Source organism: Methylomonas sp. MgM2, assembly GCF_054172045.1.
On record NZ_JBSYXO010000013.1, the window covers coordinates 60,530 to 85,761 of the forward strand.

At 50.9% G+C, this 25,232-nt stretch carries 27 protein-coding genes; 8 read left to right on the plus strand and 19 right to left on the minus strand.

The window, feature by feature from the left end; translation table 11 throughout:
• Nucleotides 1-3 precede the first annotated feature (3 nt).
• Genes ACW73I_RS11650 through ACW73I_RS11660 form a run of 3 tightly spaced genes read right to left on the minus strand, consistent with a single transcriptional unit; the run spans nucleotide 4 to nucleotide 1,504 of the window.
• Nucleotides 4-624, minus strand: a complete 621-nt coding sequence (locus tag ACW73I_RS11650) for a LolA family protein (RefSeq protein ID WP_458029516.1) — start codon at nucleotides 622-624, stop codon at nucleotides 4-6.
• Nucleotides 621-1,244, minus strand: coding sequence for a hypothetical protein (locus tag ACW73I_RS11655; protein WP_458029517.1), 624 nt, complete (start codon nucleotides 1,242-1,244; stop codon nucleotides 621-623). The genes ACW73I_RS11650 and ACW73I_RS11655 overlap by 4 nt, the downstream gene beginning before the upstream one ends.
• The gene (locus ACW73I_RS11660) at nucleotides 1,241-1,504 is read right to left on the minus strand and encodes a phosphopantetheine-binding protein (RefSeq protein ID WP_458029518.1); all 264 of its coding nucleotides are present in this window, start codon (nucleotides 1,502-1,504) and stop codon (nucleotides 1,241-1,243) included. The genes ACW73I_RS11655 and ACW73I_RS11660 overlap by 4 nt, the downstream gene beginning before the upstream one ends.
• Nucleotides 1,505-1,636: 132 nt before the next feature.
• Between ACW73I_RS11660 and ACW73I_RS11665 the strand changes: the two genes are divergently transcribed.
• From ACW73I_RS11665 to ACW73I_RS11690, 6 genes are all read left to right on the plus strand, one after another.
• Nucleotides 1,637-2,137, plus strand: coding sequence for a methyltransferase family protein (locus ACW73I_RS11665; RefSeq protein ID WP_458029520.1), 501 nt, complete (start codon nucleotides 1,637-1,639; stop codon nucleotides 2,135-2,137).
• An 84-nt stretch (nucleotides 2,138-2,221) separates the two neighbouring features.
• Nucleotides 2,222-2,464: an acyl carrier protein gene (locus ACW73I_RS11670; protein WP_458029521.1), complete on the plus strand. Its 243-nt coding sequence runs from the start codon at nucleotides 2,222-2,224 to the stop codon at nucleotides 2,462-2,464.
• The gene (locus tag ACW73I_RS11675) at nucleotides 2,461-3,729 is read left to right on the plus strand and encodes a hypothetical protein (protein ID WP_458029522.1); all 1,269 of its coding nucleotides are present in this window, start codon (nucleotides 2,461-2,463) and stop codon (nucleotides 3,727-3,729) included. The genes ACW73I_RS11670 and ACW73I_RS11675 overlap by 4 nt, the downstream gene beginning before the upstream one ends.
• A gap of 3 nt (nucleotides 3,730-3,732) precedes the next feature.
• Nucleotides 3,733-5,166 carry an AMP-binding protein gene (locus ACW73I_RS11680; protein ID WP_458029523.1) on the plus strand — a complete coding sequence of 478 codons (1,434 nt, stop codon included), beginning with the start codon at nucleotides 3,733-3,735 and terminating at the stop codon, nucleotides 5,164-5,166.
• 76 nt (nucleotides 5,167-5,242) lie between these two features.
• On the plus strand, nucleotides 5,243-6,358 hold the full coding sequence (locus ACW73I_RS11685; RefSeq protein ID WP_458029524.1) for an acyl-CoA dehydrogenase family protein: 1,116 nt from the start codon (nucleotides 5,243-5,245) through the stop codon (nucleotides 6,356-6,358).
• Nucleotides 6,359-6,451: 93 nt separating this feature from the next.
• Nucleotides 6,452-6,829: a rhodanese-like domain-containing protein gene (locus ACW73I_RS11690; protein WP_458029525.1), complete on the plus strand. Its 378-nt coding sequence runs from the start codon at nucleotides 6,452-6,454 to the stop codon at nucleotides 6,827-6,829.
• Nucleotides 6,830-6,860: 31 nt separating this feature from the next.
• Here the strand turns inward: ACW73I_RS11690 and ACW73I_RS11695 are convergent, their stop codons facing one another.
• Genes ACW73I_RS11695 through ACW73I_RS11715 form a run of 5 tightly spaced genes read right to left on the minus strand, consistent with a single transcriptional unit; the run spans nucleotide 6,861 to nucleotide 10,202 of the window.
• The gene (locus ACW73I_RS11695) at nucleotides 6,861-7,607 is read right to left on the minus strand and encodes a DUF2182 domain-containing protein (RefSeq protein ID WP_458029526.1); all 747 of its coding nucleotides are present in this window, start codon (nucleotides 7,605-7,607) and stop codon (nucleotides 6,861-6,863) included.
• A gap of 7 nt (nucleotides 7,608-7,614) precedes the next feature.
• The gene (locus ACW73I_RS11700; protein ID WP_458029527.1) at nucleotides 7,615-8,226 is read right to left on the minus strand and encodes a DUF1326 domain-containing protein; all 612 of its coding nucleotides are present in this window, start codon (nucleotides 8,224-8,226) and stop codon (nucleotides 7,615-7,617) included.
• Complete coding sequence (locus ACW73I_RS11705; RefSeq protein ID WP_458029529.1) at nucleotides 8,226-8,960, minus strand: SDR family NAD(P)-dependent oxidoreductase; 735 nt, start codon at nucleotides 8,958-8,960, stop codon at nucleotides 8,226-8,228. The genes ACW73I_RS11700 and ACW73I_RS11705 overlap by 1 nt, the downstream gene beginning before the upstream one ends.
• Complete coding sequence (locus ACW73I_RS11710; protein ID WP_458029531.1) at nucleotides 8,960-9,538, minus strand: beta-class carbonic anhydrase; 579 nt, start codon at nucleotides 9,536-9,538, stop codon at nucleotides 8,960-8,962. The genes ACW73I_RS11705 and ACW73I_RS11710 overlap by 1 nt, the downstream gene beginning before the upstream one ends.
• 10 nt (nucleotides 9,539-9,548) lie before the next feature.
• A complete protein-coding gene (locus ACW73I_RS11715) occupies nucleotides 9,549-10,202 on the minus strand; it encodes a DUF938 domain-containing protein (RefSeq protein ID WP_458029533.1) in 654 nt (217 codons plus the stop codon).
• 186 nt (nucleotides 10,203-10,388) lie between these two features.
• Between ACW73I_RS11715 and ACW73I_RS11720 the strand changes: the two genes are divergently transcribed.
• On the plus strand, nucleotides 10,389-11,972 hold the full coding sequence (locus tag ACW73I_RS11720; protein WP_458029535.1) for a sigma 54-interacting transcriptional regulator: 1,584 nt from the start codon (nucleotides 10,389-10,391) through the stop codon (nucleotides 11,970-11,972).
• 191 nt (nucleotides 11,973-12,163) lie between these two features.
• Here ACW73I_RS11720 and ACW73I_RS11725 read toward each other — a convergent pair whose 3' ends face one another.
• The 7 genes from ACW73I_RS11725 to ACW73I_RS11755 form a co-directional block, all read right to left on the minus strand.
• The gene (locus ACW73I_RS11725; RefSeq protein WP_458029537.1) at nucleotides 12,164-12,601 is read right to left on the minus strand and encodes a type IV pilin protein; all 438 of its coding nucleotides are present in this window, start codon (nucleotides 12,599-12,601) and stop codon (nucleotides 12,164-12,166) included.
• Nucleotides 12,602-12,623: 22 nt separating this feature from the next.
• Nucleotides 12,624-16,493, minus strand: a complete 3,870-nt coding sequence (locus tag ACW73I_RS11730; RefSeq protein ID WP_458029538.1) for a pilus assembly protein — start codon at nucleotides 16,491-16,493, stop codon at nucleotides 12,624-12,626.
• 184 nt (nucleotides 16,494-16,677) lie between these two features.
• Complete coding sequence (locus tag ACW73I_RS11735; protein ID WP_458029539.1) at nucleotides 16,678-17,274, minus strand: pilus assembly PilX family protein; 597 nt, start codon at nucleotides 17,272-17,274, stop codon at nucleotides 16,678-16,680.
• Nucleotides 17,271-18,554, minus strand: coding sequence for a PilW family protein (locus ACW73I_RS11740; protein WP_458029540.1), 1,284 nt, complete (start codon nucleotides 18,552-18,554; stop codon nucleotides 17,271-17,273). The genes ACW73I_RS11735 and ACW73I_RS11740 overlap by 4 nt, the downstream gene beginning before the upstream one ends.
• Nucleotides 18,551-19,003 carry a type IV pilus modification protein PilV gene (pilV, locus tag ACW73I_RS11745; protein ID WP_458029541.1) on the minus strand — a complete coding sequence of 151 codons (453 nt, stop codon included), beginning with the start codon at nucleotides 19,001-19,003 and terminating at the stop codon, nucleotides 18,551-18,553. The genes ACW73I_RS11740 and pilV overlap by 4 nt, the downstream gene beginning before the upstream one ends.
• A complete protein-coding gene (locus tag ACW73I_RS11750) occupies nucleotides 18,997-19,536 on the minus strand; it encodes a GspH/FimT family pseudopilin (protein WP_458029542.1) in 540 nt (179 codons plus the stop codon). Before ACW73I_RS11750 ends, pilV begins: the two co-directional genes overlap by 7 nt.
• Before the next feature lie 594 nt (nucleotides 19,537-20,130).
• The gene (locus ACW73I_RS11755; RefSeq protein ID WP_458029543.1) at nucleotides 20,131-20,994 is read right to left on the minus strand and encodes a PEP-CTERM sorting domain-containing protein; all 864 of its coding nucleotides are present in this window, start codon (nucleotides 20,992-20,994) and stop codon (nucleotides 20,131-20,133) included.
• Nucleotides 20,995-21,349: 355 nt separating this feature from the next.
• On the opposite strand from ACW73I_RS11755, the gene ACW73I_RS11760 reads away from it, so the two are divergent.
• Nucleotides 21,350-21,640 (plus strand): hypothetical protein, encoded by a 291-nt coding sequence (locus tag ACW73I_RS11760; RefSeq protein ID WP_458029544.1) that lies wholly within the window; start codon nucleotides 21,350-21,352, stop codon nucleotides 21,638-21,640.
• Nucleotides 21,641-21,911: 271 nt separating this feature from the next.
• Here ACW73I_RS11760 and ACW73I_RS11765 read toward each other — a convergent pair whose 3' ends face one another.
• The 4 genes from ACW73I_RS11765 to ACW73I_RS11780 form a co-directional block, all read right to left on the minus strand.
• The gene (locus ACW73I_RS11765) at nucleotides 21,912-23,228 is read right to left on the minus strand and encodes an NAD(P)/FAD-dependent oxidoreductase (protein ID WP_458029545.1); all 1,317 of its coding nucleotides are present in this window, start codon (nucleotides 23,226-23,228) and stop codon (nucleotides 21,912-21,914) included.
• The gene (locus tag ACW73I_RS11770; RefSeq protein WP_458029546.1) at nucleotides 23,218-23,793 is read right to left on the minus strand and encodes a hypothetical protein; all 576 of its coding nucleotides are present in this window, start codon (nucleotides 23,791-23,793) and stop codon (nucleotides 23,218-23,220) included. The genes ACW73I_RS11765 and ACW73I_RS11770 overlap by 11 nt, the downstream gene beginning before the upstream one ends.
• A 73-nt stretch (nucleotides 23,794-23,866) precedes the next feature.
• Nucleotides 23,867-24,823, minus strand: a complete 957-nt coding sequence (locus ACW73I_RS11775; protein WP_458029547.1) for a sulfite exporter TauE/SafE family protein — start codon at nucleotides 24,821-24,823, stop codon at nucleotides 23,867-23,869.
• Nucleotides 24,813-25,229 (minus strand): acyl-CoA thioesterase, encoded by a 417-nt coding sequence (locus ACW73I_RS11780; RefSeq protein ID WP_458029548.1) that lies wholly within the window; start codon nucleotides 25,227-25,229, stop codon nucleotides 24,813-24,815. The genes ACW73I_RS11775 and ACW73I_RS11780 overlap by 11 nt, the downstream gene beginning before the upstream one ends.
• Between the last annotated feature and the right edge of the window lie 3 nt (nucleotides 25,230-25,232).

Below are 25,232 nucleotides of genomic sequence, written 5' to 3' on the forward strand. Positions count from 1 at the left end.
CCATCAGTCTCCCGTGACTTCCCGCAGCAGCGCGGGGATGGTGTACTGCGCGGCATTATCCTCGTTGGCTTTGCTGATCAGATATTCGGTCGAATCGCCGTCGGCTTGGCGGATGAAAATCTTGCGTTGCCGATCGTCCGTATCACCGAAAATTTCTATGCCGGACGCATCGGCATGATTCGGCTTCGGTATCAGGCGCAATGTCCATTGTTTGCCTTTGGTTTCAGCGGCGAAGTCGTAAACGGATTGCAGCTCATCGATACGGCCATGCAAAATGGCGCGAAATACTTCGATTTGTTGCGTCGCAACACCGCCACGGCTCAACGGCGCCGTGTGGCGCTGTTTCCGCGCGGAATCCCAATAAAACATGCTTTGACCCGCGATGGCCATGATTACCCTGCTCGGCTCCAGCTGCAGTTTGACCAAGGTTCCTTCGGCGTCCGTCAGCATGTAGCCTCGGGTTTGAACCGGCGCATCCAACAGCTCCATTTGCCGGGTTTCCCGGTACTGGTATTTGGCCGGCCCTGCGTGGCGGAGACGGGCCAGAACCTCCGGCCTTATCGTATCGTCGGCCCAACTCGCTATCGATAACACCATCAGCAGCACGAACCAACGAAATCTCATCGTTCAGGCGCCTTAAATGCCTTATGACCGTTTACCACGAAAAACTTGACGGTGTCCATCACCGGCGGAATCTCCAAATCCGGAAAACGCCTGTGCCGGTAAAACCATTCGCCGACTACCAGCAAACTCATCAATACATACACCAACACGCCGGTATACAAGGTCCAAATCTCCGGCCCCGCCATTATAGGTAGCAGCGCGCAGATAAAAATATTCGCAAAGAAGAACAGCGTCCAAACCCAGGTTACTTGATGCAGGTATTCGGCGATACCCGGTTTGAATTCAGGAAACAGCAAGCGCACCAGACGTTCGCACAGCGACGGCGGCGAATACAAGGTATGTCCGAACAAGAAGGTCAAGCCCAGATAAATCAGGGACGGAATCAGCCAAATCACATAGCCATTGGCGAAGTAGGCGCCCAGCAACAACAGAACCGCCAACATGAAAGCACCCAAGCGCCACGATATTTGCGTCGCGCGCAAGCCCCGCCACAGCAACAGGCAGGCAAATAAGGTCAAAGTCAGACCGGCGAATCCTTTCGCGGCCAAGTACGCGCTCAGGAACGGATAATAGAGGAACAGGACGGCAACACTGCCCGTCTTGATGGCTTTTGCCATCATCGGGTACGATTGTTCGCGACGAAATCGGCCAGCGAACTCAGCGACGCGAAGATTTGATTGTTACGCTCGTCGCCGGAGGTAATTTTGACGCCATATCGCCTATCCAACATGACGCCGATTTCCAGTGCGTCGATGGAGTCCAGCCCCAAACCACCGCCGAATAAAACTGCATCGTCCGAGAGATCATCCGGGGAGATGTCTTCCAAACGTAGACCGTCGATGATCATGGTTTTCAATTGGCTGATCAAGTCGTCTGACATGGCTGATTTAAATCCGTTGACAAAAGCGGGATTCTACACAATATACCCGTCCCATTCAAAAACGCTTAGAATGAGGCGCGAGACATCAAAAATGTTTGACGCTTCCATACCAAACTTCCGAACAAACGAAACGTGCGCCTTCTTCTCGCGGTAAAAGTCCTGCTATTTACGCTACTCGTGCCCGGCAGCGTGGTTGTGTATTTCCCTTACTCATTTGTCACGAAGGCAGGCGCGCAACTGCAAACGGCTAATCCGCTGCTTTTTAGCTTCGCGATCGTATGCTTAGTACTGGGTACGATGACTTATATCCGCTGCGCCTGGGAGTTTGCGATACGCGGCTTGGGTACCCCCGCCCCGATAGACCCGCCGAAAAAACTAGTCGTCACCGGCTTTTACCGGTACAGCCGCAACCCGATGTACCAAGGTGTAATGCTGTTATTGATCGCCGAATGGTTGCTGTTTCCAAACGCGGGTTTATCGTTCTACGTGCTGAGTATCGCTACGGTATTTCATCTCTTTGTGATATGGCATGAAGAACCGGCGCTTGAACGCCGGTTCGGCCCGTCTTACCAAGACTATTGCCGGAAAGTGCCTCGCTGGGGTTTTGCGTTGCGGCCGTTTCAAACTCGGTAAACGGAACAGGCGGCTGTTGCCAAATTGTTATCAGTAGAACAAGGCTGTGTATAATCGTTGCCATTTGTAAGCGGTCGCGATGCCATGAAGGACACACTCAAAACATTCATCTTTTCCGAAATCATTTATCACGAAGACCCATCCTCCTTCGGCGATGACGACGATTTATTAGAAGCAGGGCTCGACAGCATGGGTATCATGCGCTTGATCATGTTTGCCGAGAAGGCGTTCGGCGTCACCTTGCCGGACACCGAGATCGAACCGGACAATGTCAAGAGCCTGAATGCGTTGGAAATGTGGATCAAACAAGCCGAACAGGCGCAATGACCGAGTTTTTCAACCCGGCCGACTACTTCACCTATGTACTGGATCGGGAAATCCGCGATGCCGGCATGCCCGGCGGTTATTGCGGCTTCGCCTTGCAATTGACCGCCGAACCCGATCTATACAGTCTGCAGCGGCGCCTGGACTTGTTGGTGGAAATGTTTCCGAAAGCATCCGCCCGTATCGAACGGCAAGGTAAACGTTACGCCTGGATTCCGACCGGCCTGCGCATTCCGGTACAGTACTATGCCGCCGAAGGCGAAGCGGACACCCGGCGCATTCTGCTGGAAATTTTCAATCGGCACGAAAGTCTGCCGTTGACTCTGCATTGGATAGGCGGCGCCGGCGGCGGCACATTGCTGTTGAGCTGGAATCATCCCTTGCTGGACGCGCGCGGCGCCAAAATCCTGCTGGATTTTCTGGCGGCCGAGCATCCGGAAAAATTCAAGGAATCGCCTTCGTTAATCGACAGCAAATTGGCGCAATGGGGCTTCTGGAAAAAACTGCAATTGCTGCTCAAGGCCAAGCGTCACAACAACCAGGCCAACAGCGTCGATAGTTGCTTACCCACCACGAAAACGGACGGCCCGCAAACGCTGAAACTCAAGACTCGACTGTTCGATACCGCGCAAACCAAATGCATTTCGGCATTGGCCAAGCAATACACCGGCCTGGCCGGGCGCACTTTGTATTATTTGGGCTGTTTCATGCGGGCGATGGAACAAGTCGGCCCGCCGCATGCGAAAGCCGGCTATTGCATTCCCTACGCCTTCAATCTGCGCCGGCAAAATGCGCCGACGCCGGTATTCGGCAACCATGTCGGCTGCTTGTTTGCCCGCGCCTCACGCGATCAAATCCGGGATAGAAACGGCTTGTTCGAGCATTTGCTGAGCCAACATACCAAAGCCGTGCGCGACGAGCTCGATCTTGCCTATCTGCCATTGATGTGGCTGGGCCAGTGGCTGACGCCCTCGCGCTACGCCCGATTCCTGCGCAAGCAACATAGCGGTAACGAATTGAGCTCGCTATGGTTTTCCGACGTCGGCGACTTGAATTGGAGCAACAAAGGTTTTTTGGAAGTACCGGTTACCGGCTTGACCATGATGTGCTGGATGACCTTACCGCCAGGCTTGGCTTTGCTGATGGGGCAAGTCGACGGCCGGTTAACCTTGTCTTATAGTTATCTGTCTCCTGCGGTTGACGAGACCTGGTTAGAAGCGGTAATCGCAAAAATGGATGACGAATTGCTGGAGCGGAAACAGGCCTGAATCATGCTGCTGCAACCTTTTCTACAACAATGCCGCATTCGCCCGGACGCGACTGCGTTAACCGAAAATGACCGCCGCTTGAGTTACGGCGAATTGCTGAGGCAAGCAAGAAACGTAGCCGCCGGCTTGCAAGCTGGCGGCGTAAGAACGGGCCGGCCCGTGGCCATTCATCTGGATAGAGGAATAGACGCCACGATTGCGGTGTTCGGCGCACTGTTGGGCGGCGCCTGTTACGTACCGCTGGATTTGAAAAATCCGTCTTCCAGGCTGGCTTTCATCGTCGAAGATGCCGGCGTTGACGCAGTGTTGGGCATAGGGCAATGTCCGAACGACCTAGACCCAAAAACCTGGATAGACATTGCCGACCTGCCGGCAGCTCAACCGGAAGTCCTTGAATACACGAGCGGTTCACTGGCCGCTATTCTGTATACATCCGGCTCGACCGGCCGGCCGCGCGGCGTGGCTTTGAGTCGTCGCGCGGTCTCGGCGTTCGCCACCTGGGCCGCCGATTTGCTGACGCTGGGTCCTAAGGACCGTATCGCCAGCAGCGCGCCGTTTTTCTTCGATTTGTCCACTTTCGATTTATACGGCGTCCTGGGCAGCGGCGCCGGCCTGCATTTTTTGCCGCCGATGTTGACCATGGCTCCCGCCCGGCTCAGCGCTTGGCTCAAGGAAAAAAAAATCAGCGGCTGGTACACCGTGCCGTCTCTGGCAGCCTTTCTGGCCTATAAAGGCAACCTGGCCGAAACGTCGTTGGACAATCTGCGGTTTTTACTATTTGCAGGAGAAGTATTTCCGACGCCCGCCTTAATACAGCTGGCCGCCGCGCTTCCCCATACGGCGCTTTTCAATTTCTTCGGCCCGACCGAGACCAACGTCTGCTGTTATTGGCCGGTGGCGTGCGCACAGTTAAAAGCCGAAGTACCGATCCCGATCGGGCGGCCGGCGGTCGGTTGCGAACTTCGCATTCAAGCCGAAACCGGCGAACTATGGGTACGGGGTCCGACCCTGGCCGACGGTTATTGGAGTCAAGGCGAATTACAGCCCTTTTTAAACGGCGAAGGCTGGTATGCCACCGGCGACCGGGTCAGCCTTGAAGGCGGTCAATTTCAATTCCACGGCCGACTGGGCCGCATGCTGAAATGCTCAGGTTACAGGGTCGAACCGGCCGAAATCGAGGCCATGGTCAATGCAATCCCCGGCGTAAAAGAATGTGCCGTGGTTGGCGTAAGCGACCCCACAGCCGGCCAGCGCCCGGCACTGGGACTGGTGATCGAGCCGGAAACAACTATCTCCGATATCCGCAAAGCTTTGCATCCTCAATTGCCAACCTACATGCAACCTAGCAAGTATCAAACATTTGAAGCCTTACCACGTCTGGCCAACGGCAAGATTGATTACCGGAGGCTGATAGAGGTGTTCGATGTCTCATCATAGCGCCGCGGAAAACAAAGCGAATCCAGATTCGCAGGACAGACTCTCTGCTCAAACGAGTCAATGCAGGTAACGAACGATGAATCCGACGCCGACTTTCGCAAATTGGCCGGCCTATAAAGCCTCTATGGACAATCGCCAACGGCTGTCTCGCTTTCAGTTTGTCGCGAGCCAAAGCGGATTGCGCCACGCCGTTCCCAAAGCATTTGGCGGTTTAGGCGATGGCTTTGCAGACTTGGTCGAAATACATCGCCAAATTGGCGAAACCAGCCGTGACCCGGGTCTGGTATTGATGGTCAACGCCCATTTATGGGGGGCGGTATTTCCGATTCAATTGTACGGCAGCGACGAGCAACGCATGCAATATCTGCCCAAGCTGATCGCCGGCCTATGGCTGGGCGGGCACGCGATTACCGAGCCTTCCTGCGGCTCGGACGTTCAAGCGATGGCCTGCCGCGCCGAAAAAACCGAAACCGGCTTCGTATTGAACGGCGAAAAACGTTATATCACCAACGTGCCCCTAGCAAACTGGTTGGTGATATATGCCAAACTCGACGGAAAAATCAGCGCTTTTCTGGTTTCTAAAGATGATCGAGGCTGTGAATTTAACGCCGAAAACGCGCTGGACGCCTGCCGCGGCAGTGTCACCGGCGGCGTGCATCTTAGCGATTGCCGTCTCGGCGCGGACCGGCTTTTGGGCAAAATCGGCGCAGGCTCCCAGATGATACAAAAGGCGTTGGAGTACGAACGCGCCTTTGTATTTGCCGGTATCGCCGGCGTCATGCAATGGCAATTGGATGAGGTCGTGCGCCACAGCCGGGAGCGGCATTCAGGCGGCGTACATCTGGGCAAACATCAGGCGATCAGCCATCGCATCGCCGATATGAAACTGCGGTTGGATACCATCAATTTGTGGTTAAACGAATGCGCCCGGCTGGCCGACGCCGGGCAACGATTGACTTTGGCTTCCGCGCAAACGAAACTCTATGCCGCCGAAGCTTTTTTGCAATCCAGTTTGGATGCGGTACAAATTTTGGGCGCCTCGGGCCTGGAATCCGAAAATACGATGGCGGCCTTGGTACACGATGCGCTAGCCGGACGCCTATTTTCAGGAAGTTCCGAAATACAAAAAAATCTAATCGCAAGCCTGCTCGGCACAGGCGACGCCTACCGGGGAAACCGCTCCAAACCTTAAGGCATGAAACCTTTGTACGGATCGGAAGTCCAGCTAAAAGGACCTCCTGTCCCTTTTGATGATACCAACCCATACAATGCGGAAATCTTAAATATGAAAAAACTTAGCTTTATGCTGGCATGCAGCCTACTCATCGCCGGTTGTCAATTCCAACAACCGGGTTATCTGCATATGGTTAGCGCAAACGAATTGAACGACATCATGCAAAAACAAGATATCTTGCTGATTGACGTTCATATCCCGGAACAGCGCCACATAAAAGGTACCGACCTGTTCATTCCCTATAACCGGGTCGAACAGTATCAGGACAAATTACCGGCGGACAAAAACACGCCCATTTATTTGTATTGCGAAGGCGGTCCCATGGGTAACGCGGCCGCTCGAACCTTACACAATTTAGGTTATACCAATTTAACGAATCTTGAAGGCGGTTCGAATGCATGGGAAAAAGCGGGATTTGCTTTTGAATAAAGAGGGCGCCGAACGATAAGTCATTCCGACGTCAAATGAGTGCCAGCAAACTAAATACACCCCAGAGCAAAAACGAAAGTCCGATGACATGGCTAAGCTTATTCGGATCGAAGGAAGCCCATTTTTCGATTATGACCAGCAAGGTTATCAACAGCATTCCGGGGAGGCTCATCACTCCGATCGCGAACATGATCAGCATTTGCGCCCAGCAGCATCCCAAGCATGTCAGCCCGTGCTTAAGACCGATTTGTAATGCGCCTTGATTGCCCGGGCGCCAATGGTTTAATAAAAATCCGAAAGGAGACCTGCAATGACTCAAACACATGTCTTTGAACGCCGTGAACTGATAGGCGCCCGCCGTTAATAAAATGAGCGCCGACAGCAATGGCTGGCGATTTTCCATCATTGGCGATAACCACGCCAGTCCGTGAAACAGCCATTGTATAATCGTGAGCACGATACTGAAGGCCAGCCACACGGACAGATAGCCGCTGCCGAACCAGATGATTCGGGTAGCGTTAGCGTCATTATCGCGTTGGCAATGACGTGAAAATGCCGTTAACATCGGCAGCGTCGACGGCAACATCATCGCCGCCATCATTACCGCCCACATGCTGAATACCCAGACAAAATCGCCCGCGGTCCATGCGGTCAAAATTGCCGGCGGCATCCACATTTGCGCCATAGGCAAATGATTCATTTGCCAAGCTTGATAAACCAAATAGGCCCAACTACAAGCAATAATCGCAATCAGCAAAATGATTATTTTTTTAGGCATCCGGTGTTCAAGGTTGGTAGGTAAAAGCGGAATGGTAACCGTTGCGCTCGGAAAACTGCCAATCCCGGCCATGATCACTGTAACGAAAATGCGTTGATTTAGCCACCACTGACGGATGGCTGGTCACGACACAAAGCGGCGGATTCTCGATGAACGCGTCGCCGCCGCTTATACCCCGGATGCTCTGAATCTCGGCGTCGGCAATCTCAGGAATGGACAAGCTGCGGCTATTGCCGTCCTGGCGATAATGAATACCGACTTTATGGATTCCCCACACTTCGCCGACAAAACCAATTAACACGCTTAGATGGCCGCCCGCTTGACCGGTGAAGATGCTTTGCAGCGCCTCGGTCTGCTTGTCATCGGCACGGCTGTCAAGATACAAGGCTGCGCTCCAGTTACCGTTAATCATGGTGCCCATGGCATAACAGGCCAGTGCCACATTCATTCCGTCAAGACGCACATTTTCCAGAAATCCGTTCTCAATGTGCCAGGCAACCAATAATTTGCATTCACCCTCGCTAGGCGGCTGTAACCAAACGCAAGGACACGCCACCTCGCAATTGCAAGTTTCGAAATAATGGCCTTGCAAGCGCCAGTCGATCTGTTTATTACTCATCAAAAAGACTCCTTGAACGGACGTAAATCAATCTCATGGGTCCAGGCGCTCGGATGTTGTTTGTGTAATTGCCAATAGGTCTCCGCTATCGCATCGGGTCTAAGCAAACCATCCTGTCCTTTGGCCGCAACGAATTGCGGAAATTGGGTCCGCGCACGATCACCGTCAATGACACCGTCGATTACCGCGTGCACCACATGCAGACCTTGCGGCCCGAACTCTCTGGCCATGCCCTGGGCTAACGCCCGCACGCCGGCTTTAGCGGCGGCGAACGCGGTAAATGGGGGTTTGGACCTTAATGATGCTGTAGCGCCGGTAAAAAATACGGTGCCGCCGCCATTCGGCAACATGTGCTTGGCCGCTTCGCGGCCAAACAAAAATGCCCCCAGGCCGTTTTGGCGCCATAAGGTCGTAAACATGTCAAGATCGGTATCCAACAATGGCGCCGAAAGATTAACATCGACATTATAGACGGCAATCTCCAGAGCGCGGCCATTGCCGGTAACCGTTTCGAATAAACGCCCGACGTCGGCTTCCGAGGTCGCATCAGCGACAACAGGGCTTGCCGAACCACCGGTTTCGGCGATCGTATCCGCGACCAAAGCCAACTTGTCCGGACTGCGACCGGCGATAAAAACCGTCAAGCCTTCCGCTGCGAAGCGCTTTGCCAGCGCTGCTCCCAGCCCCCGTACCGGGCCGACCCCCAATACCAGCGCTGTAGCCGTCGGCCCCATCAGCCGGCCCGTCCGGCTTCGGTTGCCGCGGGGACTTCCAGTAAACGTCCGGATTTAACGTCGTAAATATAGCCATATACCGGAATATCCGCCGGTACCAACGGATGCGATTTGATGCGTACCACATCTTCTAAAACACTCTCCGCCTGATCTTTGATGGTCAGCCAATTAATATATTTGCCTTCGTCGCTGCCCGGCCCTTCACAGCAATCATGCCAGCCGCTGCTGTCGATACTGGCCGTTTTCAGACTTTTACCCAACAAATCGCTCATAATCTCGTTGTTGAAGGTCTCCATGCCGCAATCGGTATGATGAACCACAAACCACTCGCGAGTGCCTAACAGCTTGTAAGAAATGACCAAAGAACGGATGGCGTCATCGCTGGCACGGCCGCCGGCATTGCGGATCACGTGAGCATCGCCTTCGGACAAGCCTGCGTATTTAGCCGGGTCCAACCTGGCATCCATGCAAGTCAAGATTGCAAAATGACGGCCGGGCGGCATCGGCAAATCGCCTTTATCGAAGCTAGCGCTGTAATCGCGATTGGCGTTCAAAACTTCATTCAGTACTGTGCTCATCGTCGTCTCCTTAGGCTTTACCGAAAATCAATGAAAAATTATTGGCCGGCATATCGATAATCTCTTTTAATTCCATGCCGTGATTGGCTGCTGCTTTTTTCAAATCGGCAACATCTTTCAATCCCCAGTCGGACACTTCATAAGAGGATAGGGTCTTATGGAATTCTTCGTTCGATTCCGTCGTGAATCGGCCTTCTACTTTGAAAGGCCCATATATCAATAACATTCCGTCTTTGTTCAACAAATGCGACGCGCATTCCATCATGCCGTCGGCTATTGATATCGGCGCAACCTGAAAAATGTTAATGCAGAAAATCGCGTCGAAGCTACTTTTATCACCCGGATTGAACCAAGTCTCGGGGTCGGTCAAATCCAAATGAACCGGATCGGCGATATTGTCGTTGCCATGATCGGCCTTCAATTTTTTGATGTTGTCGAATACGTCTTTGTCCTTATCTGTTGGGTGAAAATGCAAGTGTTCGAAATGCGGGGCAAAAAAGTTGATATGCATACCGCTGCCGCTGGCCATTTCCAAAACCCTGCCGGGATCTTTGGGTAACTTCTCTTTTAACACACCGAGTATCGGGTCCCGGTTACGGTTTCCGGCCCAGGCCACATACTCACTTAACGGATGGGGGTTTAAAGGCGGTTTCTCTGTGCTCATGGTGATCTCCTCGAAAGATTTTTATAGTGATAGTTAAAGCCTCTAGCGGACTTTTATTAGAATCACACATAAATGTGATACAGATCACAGCAGCAAGTTCGAGGCCAACTGTCAAGTTTTCAGCCTATTTATAAAAATCAATGAGTTACAAAATATTGATTGGTGAGAATATGAAATTATGTTTCAATGAGTGAAATCAAATTTCACAAACTCGTCATTATGTGCGGTCGCGACTTTTCTCAGATTAACCCGGTATTTTTTTTGCAAACCTTCATTCTGGAGTTAATGCACGCTGCGGAACAAAAGGGCGGAGATTACTGCGAATCGTTAATCGAGCATATTGCCAAAAGCGCAGGATTGTATTTCGAACAGACCTATCGTGACGATTATCAGCTAGCCGGCGACTTGGACAAGGAAAGGTATATCGACCTGATTCTGGCATTGAAAAACCACATCGGCGGCAACTTTTCGCTGGCCTCGGTCGATTCCGGCACCATTACCGTTGTCAACAGCCGCTGCCCGTTCGGCGAACGTGTCACCAATTTTCCGGAACTATGCCGCATGACCTCCAGTGTATTCGGCGGGATTGCCGCGCGTAACTTCGGCTACGCCAAAGTGGAAATCCGCAAGAGCATTGCCCGGCAACACAGCGGATGTGAAGTTTGTATTCACACCGACCGCCATTGCGCCGCCGACAAAGCCGGCCTGGAATACCGGCACGGCGATCAGCAGGACGATAAAACGGAAATTGCCGAATTGCATTCGCGCATAGAAGAACGCATGCGCAATGTCTGGTGGACCAAAGCCAAGCAACAGAAAACGAAGCCCGCACCTGCCATCATCGCCAAGTCGCCGGCCATGCAAAAAGTCTTACAACAAGTGGAAGTGGTAGCGCCGACACGCGCGACCGTTTTGATCAACGGCGAAACCGGCGTAGGCAAGGAACTTATCGCACGCGCGATACATGCCATGAGCGAACGCGGACATAAACCCTTCATCGCGATCAATTGCGGAGCCATCCCGGAAACCTTGGTGGAAAGTGCATTGTTCGGTCACGAAAAAGGCGCGTTTACCGGTGCCATAGAAGTACATCAAGGCGTATTCGAGCGCGCCGAAGGTGGAACCTTGTTGTTGGACGAAGTGGATACCTTGTCCGCCGCCGCCCAGATTCGTTTGTTGCGGGTATTGCAGGAAGGCGAAATGGAACGCGTGGGCGGCAAGCATACCTTGGGCGTCGATGTTCGCATCATCTCCGCGACGAACCGCTCGTTGGAACAACATGTGGAACAAGGCTTGTTCAGACAGGACTTGTTTTATCGCTTGAATGTCGTGCGCTTGTGGATACCGCCTCTAGTTAAACGGCCGGAAGACCTGCCTTATTTAGTACAACTGATTCTAAAGCGCCTCAATGAAAAATACGGCAAAAACGTACAAACCGTAAGCCGGGAAATCATGAATCAAATCCGCGCTTACGCCTGGCCCGGCAATGTACGGGAACTGGAAAACACTCTGGAACGGGCTGTGCTATTCTGCAAAGAAAGCGAGCTGACTCAGTTGGGTTTAGACTCCAAGCCGTCCGATCAAATCAGTGGCAACTGGCAAAGCTACAAACAACAGATTCTGAACAACGCTGAACAGGATTTTCTAGTGCATCTATTGCAAGCTCATCACGGCGACGTAAAACAAGTTGCCGGAGCCATGGGCTTAACGACCAGAGCGGTTTACGGAAAGATGAAAAAATACGACATTAGCGCAATTCAATTTCGATAGGACTGTATTCCAATAGGATCCTCGCCCTGAGTGGAAATACATATCGAGTCGCGCTACGGCTCTCAAGACGCCCAAGCCTCCCATCCGAATAACAAGGTCCAGCGCATGAACGAATCGAAGTGATTCAGGCTAATTGCAAAAATAACAAGGAGTTATGCCAATAAAAATAGTTTGAAGCGCAACAGGTATATCTATTTTCCCCAACAGGTATCGGCGCCCAAAGTAGCGTTTGCGACACTTTTTTGGCCAAGTTGATTGACTGACAAAGCTCCGCATTCGTCACCGTCCATACGGCCACCGGATACAGGAGTTGCCGTTAGGGTATAAGTCGATGCACTAAAATTTGAAACTGAAATATTGTATAAAGTTGTGCCCGATTTTGGCGACACCGTTACGGGTAATCCAACATCGTTTCCGGCGGAATCTTTATGATACCGGTTATTTTCCGTGTAATTTCGTTCCAGAAACTGCGCATTTTCCAACAATATGGCTTTTGCATCTGAACGGTTTGCTCTGTCGATGTAATCCGTATAAGAAGGCACAGCGATAGAGGCCAGAATGCCTACTATCGCGACAGCGATCATCAGTTCAATCAGTGTAAAACCATTGTGACCCGGAATTTTTGACATTTAGTTTAACCCAAATGGATTGTTATTGAATTTGCAACCAGTAACGGCGCTTGACTTCACCCACGGAAACCACGGCGCCTTTGTTTTTCACCGACATGATGTTGCTGCTTGTGCCCGACATTTCTTTCATGGCCGTTCCGGTGCCTTCTTTTTCCAGCCAAACTGTTGATTTTATGATACCGACATTCGATTTAACACCCGATGCCGTATGACCACTCGATAACAGATCTTGCTCATCGAATTTGTCGTCGTTGTTGAAGTCAAATGAAGATATTGATGTTGCTGAGCCAGTTCTCGCATCAAGTTCCATCAGCCAGCTCGTACCACCGGGATTGCAGGGGTCGTCCGAAGGGATTGCGGTTAAAAAGATCACCCGGTCATACCTGATTATCGCCCCCGAAACGACCCTCTCCCCAGCAGCGACGCCCGATGTCGGCACCAAATCCAGATACCAGCCCAGCTTGGTAGAGTAATCTACGGTGTTGGACGAAGTAGCACGTACGTCGTAGACACACTCATTATCGGGGGTCGCCGGGTTATCGGTGCAACCATCGAGCGTTTTGCTTATACCGTCCTCAATAATACTTTGCTGTACCAAACTAGTGCGCGCTACGGTGCCGGGCGACAAGGGGTTGTCCCAAATGGCGTAAAAGCTCTGCACGGTGGTGTCGGAGACATCATTATTCGTTAAATAACTACCGGTGCCAAAATAGACGAGTACGCCGTCGCTGGAATGGTCGCCGATTGTAGGTTGCGCGGTAATTGGCTGAATTTGATTGCTGGCATTGCGGGCAATAAATAAAGGGTTGCCACTGTTTGCGACTGCCCATTCGGATGAGTTTGCGGACGTTAGGTCAAATTTCCACATATTTCCCTGTAAATCGCCGGCGTAGACATAATCAATAATTTTGTCCCCATCGCTGTCGTATAGTCTAGGGGTGGATAAACCATTGGAAACCGAGGTGCTGGTCGGGATTTTTCTGATCAACCCGCCGTTGCTAAGGTTAACAATATATAAAAACGCGCGTTCGGACGCACTGTTATAACCATTGCCGAATATAGCGACCCAATCGCCGCTTTGCAGACGTCCAATTTGCGGCTGACTGAAGGTGTACCCCATGCCGTCGGCGTCGGTAACACCTGTGCCGTCGTTTGCGGTGTCGGGATCACTAGAACCCGAATATTCCCATAACACATTATCTCCGGCGGTATCACCCCCGTAGGAATAGGGGCTGGAAATATCCAAAGCAAAAACGGCTTTTCCGCCTTTACCTAAACCGCCCACTAACAGCGTTTTCCAACTGCCGTTTATATAGGTGTCGCCAACATTAGGCGAGCCGTCGACGTAATATCTATGCGAGTATTCGGGTTCGGTCAAAAAGCTTAAATTGCCGTACACCGCGGCAGGGATATAGGCCATTAGCTCTTTCCCCTTGTCGGCATGACTAATGTCGGCTCGAAATCCATGTATCATGCCATCGTTGGCGCCTTCATAAACCATGGGAGGACGACTGCTTTTTCCAGTGACGAATGCCGCATAAGTGGAACGTTCCGTCGCGGCGGATGGTAGATTTGCGTAACCGAAATCCTCGTTATGGGTATAGATAGGATCCGAATTGATAATATCGCCCAAAATGGTATCTATCCGGTTACGAAATATGCCGTTGACCCGTTCTTCCTTAGAAGTATCCCCCCGCAACCAAGCCAGCCTATCCTGTCCCATTGCATCGGAACCCACTACGCCGGACGAGCTGGTTTTTAAAGCCATTTGTTGTAAGAACGATAAGTTATCCCAAAAAAAAGTAACGCCCGCGCTTCCATTCCAAGTCACGATACGGCGGGTTCCCGCCGCGGGTATCAAGGAAGCCGCATCCCAATTCGCATCAACGGCATTCAATTTGCCATCGCCGTTGATATCCCTGATCGTCCCATCACTGCTGACGGTAAAATTGTAAAGGTGGCCGCTCCAATCATTGGGGTCGAATTGCGCTTGATACAGCACAGTTCCGGTTTGGATGCTGGTCGAGTTGGCGGCGGTTGCGGCGGCCGCCGAGGTGCTATCGCTGATGCCGATTAAAATATCGGCGAAAGCATTTTCCAAATCGCTGGGGCGTTCCACGTTGTAGAACTTACCCCGGCTATTGATAGCGGCATGCCAAACGTCGGCGGTATTACCGTCTACGCCACTCGATGAAACACTAGGCCAGTTTAGCGTCTCAGCGGCAATATCAGGATAACTACCGGTGTAGGTACTGCCGTCCCACGTTAACCCAACGTTACTTAAAAAAGTACTTAAACCTAAACCTACCGTGTAATTGACCATATGCTGCCAAGTGGCTGGATCGTTACGGGGGTTTTGGTAGTTCTCGGCGTCGGTGCCGCTGCGGTCTTTATAGGATGGCAGCAGATCATTGTCCATGCCGGAATCGGTCCTTAAGTCTGTCGCCCAATAATTGAAAGCAATATCCGCCAAGCTATTCGAGTTAGAGTCTTTGTAGGGCGGTATCGGACTATAGCCGACGCCGTCCGGCAGAGTGAGTGATGTATTGTCCTTATTACCGTAGCCGCTGACACTGTCATTCCAAATGCCGTCGGTCATCATTACATGGAAATTTTTTCGGCAAGATAGTTCGCCTGAATTGGATGTACTGAAATCGTTGTCGTAAGGGCTGTTTTCGCCGCTGGTTTTGTAATATTCGCCGACACGCTCCATCGCCTGACGCAGGGGTGTCGACGTATTGGTTTTTACCCGAAACAGCCACTTGAAAAAATTGTCTTTGTGGGTGCCGGCGAATCTATCGATACGATTGCTAAAGTTGGGCGACGTGCTTTCCCAACCCTCGCAGTCGCTGGTCACCAAAGAACTGGTCGAACCACGGCAACTGTTCAGTGATTGCCAGGCGACGCGGTAACTATTCGGCAAATTTGCCATTGCCCGCGATGTCGCGGTCACCGTCATGAGATTGCGCGTGCGGAAAAAGGAATACCAATTGGCAAAGTTCTGCCGCTCGTCGGTACCGCCGGGACCGGAAGTAGCACTGACCATCACAAGATCGTAGCAATCGTTGTCAGTTGAAGTATTGTTGCAGTTGGTATTGTTCTCGTCATATAGATAATAATAGGCGCCGATTGACCTAGCTTTTATTTCTATAGATTTATTGCGCATGGTCGAGCTGTCTCTAAAACATAACGTTGCCGTTGAGCCCGAAACTTGTATTTTATATTTGTAATCGCCGCTAGGGTCATTCGAAGTCGTGCAACTGCCGAACAAAGTACCGGCATTACTGGTATTTGTTCCATTGACTTTGACGCTGCTGATGCTGGTATAGCCGGAGATAGTGAATTTGGGAGGATTGGTATTTGTTGTCGTGCCGGTGATCGTGTTTGTGCCGCTCGAAAAGTCACCGGGGTAATGGTTCATGAATTCATGTGTTGCTGTATCATTATGCAAAAATAAACCAGCGGAGGGTCGGTAATCGCTGCTGAGATCGACAGTGCCTAGGCTAGGATCAAATCCGTTGATATAAGCGCTCGTGTATGAAGTCGTCAAAGGGGCTTGGCTGGCGTTAAGCGGGGGTCTGTAGGTTTTGGTTGGATCGTAATAAATAGGGTTGAAGTAGGCCGATTTTAAGTAGCGAGAATCAAGATCAGAGTCCGGGTTGTTGCTGCAAATGCCATTGGGATTGCCGCATAAGTCCGGTGTAAATGCCCTGGACATACTGCCGGAATCGTCCAGCGTCAATATCATGTTAGGCGGGACGGTAACGGTCAAAAATAACGGCGTATCGGTCAATTCGAGTTGAGTTGCATAAGTTTGAGTGCTGACCACAACCAAGCCAAAGCACAGAGAGATACACCGGGGTAAGTTGATCATATTAGCCAAGGTCGTCATATTGCACCTGCACTTTCATCATTGGGTTGATAGCGTGTTTCAACGGAAACAAATTCATCACTGCTCATCAATCGCTTGTAACCAGCATCGAACACTGCGGGAAAAACTTTGGTTGCTTGTTCGAGTCAATTTGCCCTCTATTTTGCATTGGGTTTTCCACGTTGCTGAATTACGGATTATGGGGTTAAGGAGTGTATTCAAGCATTGTTTGCAGAATGACCACGCTCTCGCCGTCGCCACCCAGTCCTCGCGCGGTGACTCTATATTGGTTTGCTCCTACCTTTTCCACTACATACATCGGTTGTAGCGTGGCATTGACGCTATCGTCCTGATTTAACGTCAATGTATGAGCGGGCTTACGTGCGCTTGTATTGGACCAAACGTACCCTACTTCCGTCCCATTACAATCCAGCGGACAAGCATCAACATCCGGATCGCAGTTGTTCCAATAATCAGCGGTATTGGGAAGACAGGCATTGAATGTCCGCAGGCCCGCGACAGTCCCGTCAAAAACCAGATCTTTTATGTTTTCGCCCGCGTTCAAATTTTGCTCTACATGCTTGAGCGCCGCTTCAGCCGCCTGAAAAGCCAAATCCCGATTGCGATTGTTGCCTGCCATGCGTTCTTCTATGCCGCTCATTTGCGCTGCATTCACACCAAGCAACATCAACATGACCAAAAAAATCAGTGCGGTAAACAACGTTGCGCCGTGTTGGCCTTTGAGCGAATTCCAACTTTTTATCGGTTCGCCGGATCTGTGAAACTCAGTAAAAGCGCTCATGGCCGGTTTTTGATTGCAATGGTGGTGGTGAATACTTTGCGCAGCAAACGATCGTTGGGCGTTACGGTCTCGCCGGTATCGGCCACATCGCCGTCGCCATTCATGTCCAGCGAATATTGTTGCGGCTCGGTGGTAATGCCTTGTTCGTCCTGACGCGAAACCATCAATAAACTGACGCGGATAGCAATCACTCTATTCCAATCGGCAACATTGTTGGCGGTGCGATACACGTCGACTTTATCGATGACATCGAGGGTGTCCTCGCCGTAAAGCAATTGCATGTCTTGTACGCCTTCTACCAATTCTTCGGCGGTGGTGCTTGGATCGCCGCCGGAAGCGTCTAATTTTTCGCGGTAAAGAGACGGTTCTCCGGAACCGTTTTGTCCAATGTAATAAGTGGCCGCACTTAATCGGAAAAGCCTTGAATTGGCACCAAATGTGTCGGCAATCGTTTCACCGTTAACAGGACTTGCCTCAAGGCCAGGACAGGCTCCGAAGTATTCAGACGTCGTGCCGTCGGCACACAAATGCGTGCTGGTGTCTACGGGGCCATTATGAGCATCGTCGCAAAAAAGCTGTTTGCCCAGTCCCTTGCGAAAATTACCGGAATCGCAAGGAGACGTAGCATTATGCTCGATTATTGCGTGACCGCAGCTTCCACTGGAAATAGTGCATGTTTTAGTATTTTGAAAAATAGCAATTCTGGAACAATCAGGTTTGGCGGCAATTAGAATTGTTCCCTGTTTAATGTCATGGTCGGCGGTCAATGTAAATTGTGGCGGATTTGATGATGGTGCATGCGAAGAGACAACAAACTCTTGGCCAGTATCCGCATGAAGTACGGTAAGCGCATCGCCGCTGATCACGCTGCCGACCACGCCGGTTACGCCTGCCGGAAAAGCACTCCAGGCACCGCCGGTTTTCTCATATCCAATCAAGGGTCGGCCTATCAGGCCAATAAAGGATTGATCTATCAGATTTTTATACCAAATGGTCGGGGCGGCCAGCAGATTCGTGTCTGCGTCGCTCGGGGGACATCCCCTAAAACCCGCCATCCTAATATCCTTGGCCATAAATTCAAAGGCGATGCGCGCTCCTTCTTGCATGCGTGACAGGGCGTCCTGCGTGCGAAAACTTTGTTTACTACCCAGATAGGCATATCCAATTCCGGCAACGATAATTAAACCTATCGTTAACGAAATCATAATTTCGATTAACGATACGCCCGACATCCGGCATATGTTGGAACTTGACGGCTTAAGACATGAAAATTTGTTCATATCACGCTCTGTGTGGCAAATACGGTCGGAGTAATCGTGCCATCGCTTGAGGCTTTGACAACTTCGCTCCATTGGATGTTTATCGTTACATTGCCATTACCATCGACACTTACTTGTGCTTGTCCGGAAGGAAGCGCCTGTTCGACATTGGCTTTCCAGTCGTGTAATTCAAGATCTTGAATTGCATTTCCGGTATAACTGGCACTGTCATCAGCGTAGTTCGAATTGAAACTTCCGGCAACAGCTAGTGCGCGATTGAGCCGCAACCTCTCGATAATGTCATAGGCTAACAACGTGGCTTGAGTACGAGCAAAAGCTGAATGATTGACTTTTAGCGAGACCGCAATCAAGTTAGCCTGGCCCAGTAATCCTATTGCGATGATGACCATGGTAACCAATACCTCAATTAAGGTACTCCCTTTTAATTTACAAGCCTTATTCATCAGCATGTCCCTTTTGCGATACGCAGCCGCCCGGTTGTACTGATGACAATGGACCGCTCAACATGATCGACGCAAATTTGCAACGTGCCATTTGATAAATTACCGTTGCCTTTGCTAATGCCACTGGGAAAGTAACTAATATAATCTGAATAATTACTACCGCCATCGATACTAGCACTATTGTTAGCAGGGCCTCCTATTTTCAGGCGCGTATCAGCGTCATCGATTACGCCATCCGAATCCTGATCAACGAAAATGACCCACCCCGAATTCCAAGCCGTAACCGTTGAACAATCGGGATCAACTTCATCAATGTTGGCCGATTTACACATCGTGACCGTTTTACCTCTTTTAATGGCTTCCGAGCGAGCCAAGTTCAGCGACACAACTAATTCATTTACCAGGCTGGTTGCCCGATTTTGATTTAACATTTCCTGAAAGCTGGGAATTCCCAGTGCAGCGATAATCCCCACAATTGCAACGGTTATCATTAGTTCAACTAGCGTGAAGCCTAAATCTTTGACATTCTTTCCATGCATTTTGAACCTGCTTTAAGCGACTTGAATATTGCTAAATCAAATATAGTATAGATGGATTATTAGTGGTCGAAAGAATATGTACTGAGGACTGATTCTAAAAACTGAATATTCGGTTAAGTAAAAAACCTGCGAGTTTTGACAGCCCCTAAGAATAGAGATATGAACAAAGATGTCTGAAGAAACTGAGAAGAAAACCTCGACGGCTTTCAACGCTAAAGTCGCGCTTGCGAGTAACGCCTCTCGCCTGGCGCAATTAACCCAAGATTTCAAAGTATAACAGGGCTAAATTGACTACGAGAAATAGTCAAATTGGTGTATGGCAGATTTGAATCAGGCGGCGATCTGACTACTGTCCCAGACTTTTGTGTAAGGCGTTTAGTGAAATACAATCCGGTCTATCTGCGATGTTAAAATTCAATAACTCAACCTGAAATTTAATCGCGAAATAGTTTGATCGGTATCACGGCTTTCGGCATCATTCCGTCCGAAATCGATAAACGCCTCATCAAGCCTGATCTCGATTGGTTGCTGTCGATTAAATACGACAGCATAACAACTACAGGTTGAGTTTTCTCTTTTAAGCCGTGTCGGTGCTCAAGGCTTTACGTTACCTTTCTTGCGCCTAACAAATACAAGCCCCGTCAAACCAAGACCAAGAAGCGCAAATGAGCTGGGCTCTGGTACGGAGGCAGATGGTGAAACAATAGGGAGATCGGTAAAAACGATGACGTCTTGTGTCTTATTTCGGGTGCCGTCGTTCAAATATGTGAGGTTATAGTGCCCGGTATTCTCTGCGGTCGCCATGTTGCTTAACCAGCTATTGGCTAAACTGACAAAGGATAATGTCGAAGTATAGCTGCTGACTCGGAAATTGATATCCGCTGTATCGATCAGAAAATTTCCAACACTATCCGGCGTGCCATAGGCAATTTCCCAGATCGCTAATTGAAAAGCCGCGGATTCGATTTTTGTATCAACGAAACTGTAGACTTGATTCGCTAATTTAATCATATTGTCTACCCGCATCTGGCCGGATGTGCCCGGACGTAAGCTGGACAGTTCGTTGGCGAGATCGCTGGCCATCTGAACGTTATAAGTGGTGGTTCCGGTACTCATCCAATGATAAATATCCACGCACCAGGCATTGAATTGGCCCGTTAACGAAAAGTCATAGCCTAGATTTCCCGTGGAAAAACCGTTCCCGCCTATCGATACGTTAGCGGCATTGTTATTCGAATTCGGGTTGGGAGTAATAGCGCCGGTTAGGTAGCCGACCGGGCCAACGCCGAAGTCGGCTGAACCGGCATAGGTGGCGTCAATAGTTGCCGCCATCGGAGAACTGCTTGCAAACCCCATTAATGTAACGAGTGGTAAGAAATGTCTGTGCTTCATAGTCTGGTCCGTGCATGGTTGATATGCGCTTAGAGCATTTTTAATGCCAAAACTAGACATAGACATGCACGATTCCAGGAAAAACGCATAACACTATGATTTTTTGGTCTAAGTTTTTTGATAGGGATCACAAAACAGCATGACAAGAACAACTGATCATTACATGTAAACATACAGACTGCCAAAGCTGTCACGTCCTGACGTGGGGTTGTCATGCTGACCGGATGATATCTTGGTAAAGATTCACATGTGTTTCCGGGTTCGGCCGGAAAACGCCCCATTCAACTGATAAAACCAAAGCGTTTACAGCCAATGATCCGCTACATCTGCTAAGATGCATCCGGCTTTTTGGATTTCCGAAGACTATTCTTTTTCAAACCGCAATATATTACAAAGATATGCGATAAATGGGGGCTTTATAGTGTTTAAGGTAGAAAGAATCTATTGCCAATCCAATTTCAAAACGGGCTCAAATGAATGGTTTTTTGTCGCCCGAGAAGGGGAATTCGGCCCTTATGCCAGCAAAGCAATCGCGCAAAAAGCGCTCACCGGAATGATCAAGCATTGCATCGATAACGCCGACGACGGCGGTAGAAATCAAGTAAATGACACCAAGCTAAGCCTTGCCCCGGATAACAGATTTGAAGCTCACAAGAAACAACAACAGATTGCTAAATCCAGATCTAAGTCCAAAGGACGTTGGATATACTGAGATTAAGCGAGCGTTTAAAACAGCCCGAACCAATATCCGTATGCTATCGCGCGTTAAACAGACAGTCTAACGGTTGATACATGACGCAGAGAGTCGAAACGATATCGTCCGCGGCGCCCTATCATCGCTTTCCAATCAAACTTTGCGCAAAACGGTAAGAATTCACAAACCCGGAACCAACCAAATTTTAACTAAAAAACGATTTTCCCGGTCGGGGATTTTGAAAATATACAACGTTGATGTTGCAAATTGCCGTCATTTTTACCAAAGTCTATACACACAAACTTTCCATAAAGTGCGCCTTTATCCGCGCAGGCTGAAGATCAACGCCGGCATCGCTGGCCATTCGATGAAAGTTTTCCGAGCGCTCGGACATAAAGGAGGCCGCCAGCATTAGTTCCAACTCGACCGAGGATACTTGCCGCATGAAGCGGCGAACCAAGCCGGCATCGACGCCATCGCCGCCGAATTCGCCCAGCGCCAGCGAACGGGAGAAACTATAAAACTGGCGGATGCGGTTTTCGCATAACTGCGCGTGCCGGGCTCGGTAAGCAGGTGTTTTCAACGATTCGGCCACCGCCAGCGCCACGATGGAAGCGTTGTAAAAGGCATTCAACACGCCGTGCGAATAGATGGGGTCCACGAAGGATGCCGCATCACCTATGCAATAGAAATTTTCGCCGCACAGTTTAGTCGAGTAATAGGAATAATCCGGCCGCTGACTGAAAGACTCGGATCGATATCTCGCATGCTCCAATAATCGCTCCAGATACGGCGCGTTTTTCAATGTATTCAGATAAAACCGCTCGCGTTCGGCTTTGTCCATCCCGCGAGCCCGGTCGGTATTGATAACCAAACCGACGCTGGCCACCCGGCGCATGGCGATATGCCAGATCCAACCGTCTTCGAACGAAGTAACGAAAGTGATCGGCTTGATTCTGCCAGCCTCGGCGGCCGGGTAGCTGCGGCCATCGGCGGCCACGTACCGCGAATTTTCGAAATGCCCCCACAGCGATAAAAAGCGCATCTTGGAGTCGACCAAGCGTTTGGATTTGAACTGGCCCGCCAACACACCGGACGCACCGCTGGCGTCGATCACGAATCGGCACGAGAGTTCGCTCTCGACCGGATTCCCGCCGCGCCGGTCTTGGTAACTAACAACGGGACGGTCGGTATGAAAATCGACCTCGCGCACCCCAACCTGCTGAAATATCCGGGCACCTTGGTTTTCGGCGTGATTCAGCAACAGATGGTCGAATCTGTCTCGTTCCACATGCAAGGCCGGCCGGTTATAGCCGAATTCCGAAAAAGCGATGCGGTGAATCTTGCCGTTCCAAACCGTGATGCCCCCGGCTTTGGCAACGAAGCCTTCCTGCTCGATTAAAGCCGAAACACCGGTCAGATCGGCATATTTCCAGAAATGCGGAATCAGACTCTCGCCGACTTGCGGCCGCGGGTGTTGCGCGCGTTCCAACAGCACGACATCGATGCCCTGCTTCGCCAACAAGGCCGCTACGCTGGAACCGGCGGGGCCGCCGCCGATAACCAAAACATCGCAACGGCCCGGAACCGCGCCATTATTCGACAATGCTTTCCACCTTGTCGTTTTTGAAGTGCACGATAAAACGATCGAATCGGTTGTTCCAATAAGTCCAATCATTCATCGACAAAGACGGCGTTTGATTTTTCGGCGGATAACCAATAGCGGTGATCACCGCATCGCGGCTCATACCCGCTATGGCCCGGCCCGACGATATGGCGTCGCGTTCGGCGGCGGAAAACCGATTCAAATCGATTTTGGTAGTCGCAAAGATCTTGTCGAAAGCGGTTTGCATGTCGTCCCCGGTATGTTTAGGCACATTCTCGATGGTCAATGTCTGGCCGCTATCGGCCAATCTGACCTCGGCCTCCTTGGCGTTCATCGACACCAAGGTGGCCGCGGTATTGACCGGAATCAGGATGCCCTTGCGATAATTGGTCGTGCGAAAATTATTTTTCTCCTGAAAAAGGCTGAACTGGGTGTAGTAAATCTGCGCCGGATTAATGCTTACCAGCGGCGCCGTATCTCCCCCACTCAATTGTTTTTTACAAGCGGCCATTGAAAAGGCCGTAAGCAATCCGATTAAAACCAAGACGACTTTGTTTCTAAACATCTGCAAATTCCTCTGTGCTGACACTGAACGAAGCCGGTAAACGGCACTACTTACCGCATACCGGCTGCCAGTTTTATAAATAACGCCGCGAACGATACATCCGGTAATACATGCCGGAAAAACCAAGAAACAGTATCGATGCGGCAACCGCTAGCTCCCGCGTCAATGGAATCAAGATTAACGAAGAAAGCAATTCTATCGAAATTAAAAAAATCAAGGTTTGCACTACCCGGATTCTGGACATGCGCGAACAGACATACACGCCCAATGGCGCCCCCATCGCAACGATAGGCACGGCGGCCAACCAATATTCAGTCACCGGCACCAAGAATTGACCGCTCAGGAGCATCATTGCGAAACCCGACCAAGAGGTCAACACCATCATTACGATCACGGTCGGCGTCGCGGCTTTTTCGCATAAACGGAACCACAACACCAGCAAAGAAAACACGATGATTTCCAGGCCGCTACCCAACATGCCGCTGACCAGGCCTCCAACCAAGCCGAAGCACAGCAAGGTAACTTTTTCGAAGTATCCGATGCGCGCCAGGGTTGCATGGCGATCGCAGGCGGAATCGCGGTTATGCCACCACAGCGCCAATGCGAAACTGCTTTGCACCACGGTAAACAGCATGCGTACCGCGCTGGCCGACAACCGGTCCGCCAAAAAGAAGCCGAGCGGCAAGGTTGACACCGAGCCCAATACGACCCAAAACACCGCCCGCCATTCGACCCGAATTCTCAGCAACAAGATCGTCAACAGCGCCGCCCCCATGCCCACGCTTTGCGTGGCCAAGGAAAACTGTTTGGCGTGCAAGGCCGGAATTGCCAAAATCTTGGTAAAAACAGGAAAAGCCACCGCGCCGCCGGCCTCCGCAGTCGCCCCGGCCACGAACGAACCGAACGCCATCGTCAGCGAAACGCGCCAATGCTCGGCTATCGCCCAAAACGGCGGCGATGCCGGCAAAAAATACCAGCCCAGCCAGATAATCGGCGGAATCAAAAAGGCCAGTCTGCGGTCAGCTTGCACCCGGTCCGCTCCTAAGCTTTTCCAGGAAAATGTCGGGGGACGCATAAAGCATTTCACCGCTGCCGCTGTCGACCGCGGCCTGTATCGTCGTGGCTTTGACCATGATTTCGCCCGACGCGGCGTCGCTGATCCGATATTTGATCTTCATGCGGTATTCCCATTCGACCAACTCGGCGTAAACCTTCAAACGTTGTTCGAATTTTGCCGGTTTCACGTATCGCAATTGCAGATCGACGATGGGCCAGATATAGCCGGTGCCGCGCATGACCTCATAGCCGTAATCGATGGTATCCAGCAACGCGCAGCGCGCAATCTCCAGGTATTTGGCATAATGGCCGTGCCAAACGATGCCGAGCGCATCGATATCGAAAAACGGTACGACAACATCCACTTCCGCCCGAATCATGCT

Excerpts from the sequence above, each read along its gene's own strand:
- ACW73I_RS11720 (WP_458029535.1), top strand. The coding sequence starts at position 10,389 with ATGAGTGAAATCAAATTTCACAAACTCGTCATTATGTGCGGTCGCGAC.
- ACW73I_RS11675 (WP_458029522.1), top strand. The coding sequence starts at position 2,461 with ATGACCGAGTTTTTCAACCCGGCCGACTACTTCACCTATGTACTGGAT.
- ACW73I_RS11700 (WP_458029527.1), bottom strand. The coding sequence starts at position 8,226 with ATGAGTAATAAACAGATCGACTGGCGCTTGCAAGGCCATTATTTCGAA.
- ACW73I_RS11670 (WP_458029521.1), top strand. The coding sequence starts at position 2,222 with ATGAAGGACACACTCAAAACATTCATCTTTTCCGAAATCATTTATCAC.
- ACW73I_RS11725 (WP_458029537.1), bottom strand. The coding sequence starts at position 12,601 with ATGTCAAAAATTCCGGGTCACAATGGTTTTACACTGATTGAACTGATG.
- ACW73I_RS11730 (WP_458029538.1), bottom strand. The coding sequence starts at position 16,493 with ATGACGACCTTGGCTAATATGATCAACTTACCCCGGTGTATCTCTCTG.
- ACW73I_RS11680 (WP_458029523.1), top strand. The coding sequence starts at position 3,733 with ATGCTGCTGCAACCTTTTCTACAACAATGCCGCATTCGCCCGGACGCG.
- ACW73I_RS11705 (WP_458029529.1), bottom strand. The coding sequence starts at position 8,960 with ATGGGGCCGACGGCTACAGCGCTGGTATTGGGGGTCGGCCCGGTACGG.
- ACW73I_RS11740 (WP_458029540.1), bottom strand. The coding sequence starts at position 18,554 with ATGAACAAATTTTCATGTCTTAAGCCGTCAAGTTCCAACATATGCCGG.
- ACW73I_RS11750 (WP_458029542.1), bottom strand. The coding sequence starts at position 19,536 with ATGCATGGAAAGAATGTCAAAGATTTAGGCTTCACGCTAGTTGAACTA.
- ACW73I_RS11655 (WP_458029517.1), bottom strand. The coding sequence starts at position 1,244 with ATGATGGCAAAAGCCATCAAGACGGGCAGTGTTGCCGTCCTGTTCCTC.
- ACW73I_RS11755 (WP_458029543.1), bottom strand. The coding sequence starts at position 20,994 with ATGTCTATGTCTAGTTTTGGCATTAAAAATGCTCTAAGCGCATATCAA.
- ACW73I_RS11695 (WP_458029526.1), bottom strand. The coding sequence starts at position 7,607 with ATGCCTAAAAAAATAATCATTTTGCTGATTGCGATTATTGCTTGTAGT.
- ACW73I_RS11770 (WP_458029546.1), bottom strand. The coding sequence starts at position 23,793 with ATGTTTAGAAACAAAGTCGTCTTGGTTTTAATCGGATTGCTTACGGCC.
- ACW73I_RS11710 (WP_458029531.1), bottom strand. The coding sequence starts at position 9,538 with ATGAGCACAGTACTGAATGAAGTTTTGAACGCCAATCGCGATTACAGC.
- ACW73I_RS11660 (WP_458029518.1), bottom strand. The coding sequence starts at position 1,504 with ATGTCAGACGACTTGATCAGCCAATTGAAAACCATGATCATCGACGGT.
- ACW73I_RS11780 (WP_458029548.1), bottom strand. The coding sequence starts at position 25,229 with ATGATTCGGGCGGAAGTGGATGTTGTCGTACCGTTTTTCGATATCGAT.
- ACW73I_RS11685 (WP_458029524.1), top strand. The coding sequence starts at position 5,243 with ATGAATCCGACGCCGACTTTCGCAAATTGGCCGGCCTATAAAGCCTCT.
- ACW73I_RS11715 (WP_458029533.1), bottom strand. The coding sequence starts at position 10,202 with ATGAGCACAGAGAAACCGCCTTTAAACCCCCATCCGTTAAGTGAGTAT.
- ACW73I_RS11650 (WP_458029516.1), bottom strand. The coding sequence starts at position 624 with ATGAGATTTCGTTGGTTCGTGCTGCTGATGGTGTTATCGATAGCGAGT.
- pilV (WP_458029541.1), bottom strand. The coding sequence starts at position 19,003 with ATGCTGATGAATAAGGCTTGTAAATTAAAAGGGAGTACCTTAATTGAG.
- ACW73I_RS11735 (WP_458029539.1), bottom strand. The coding sequence starts at position 17,274 with ATGAGCGCTTTTACTGAGTTTCACAGATCCGGCGAACCGATAAAAAGT.
- ACW73I_RS11690 (WP_458029525.1), top strand. The coding sequence starts at position 6,452 with ATGAAAAAACTTAGCTTTATGCTGGCATGCAGCCTACTCATCGCCGGT.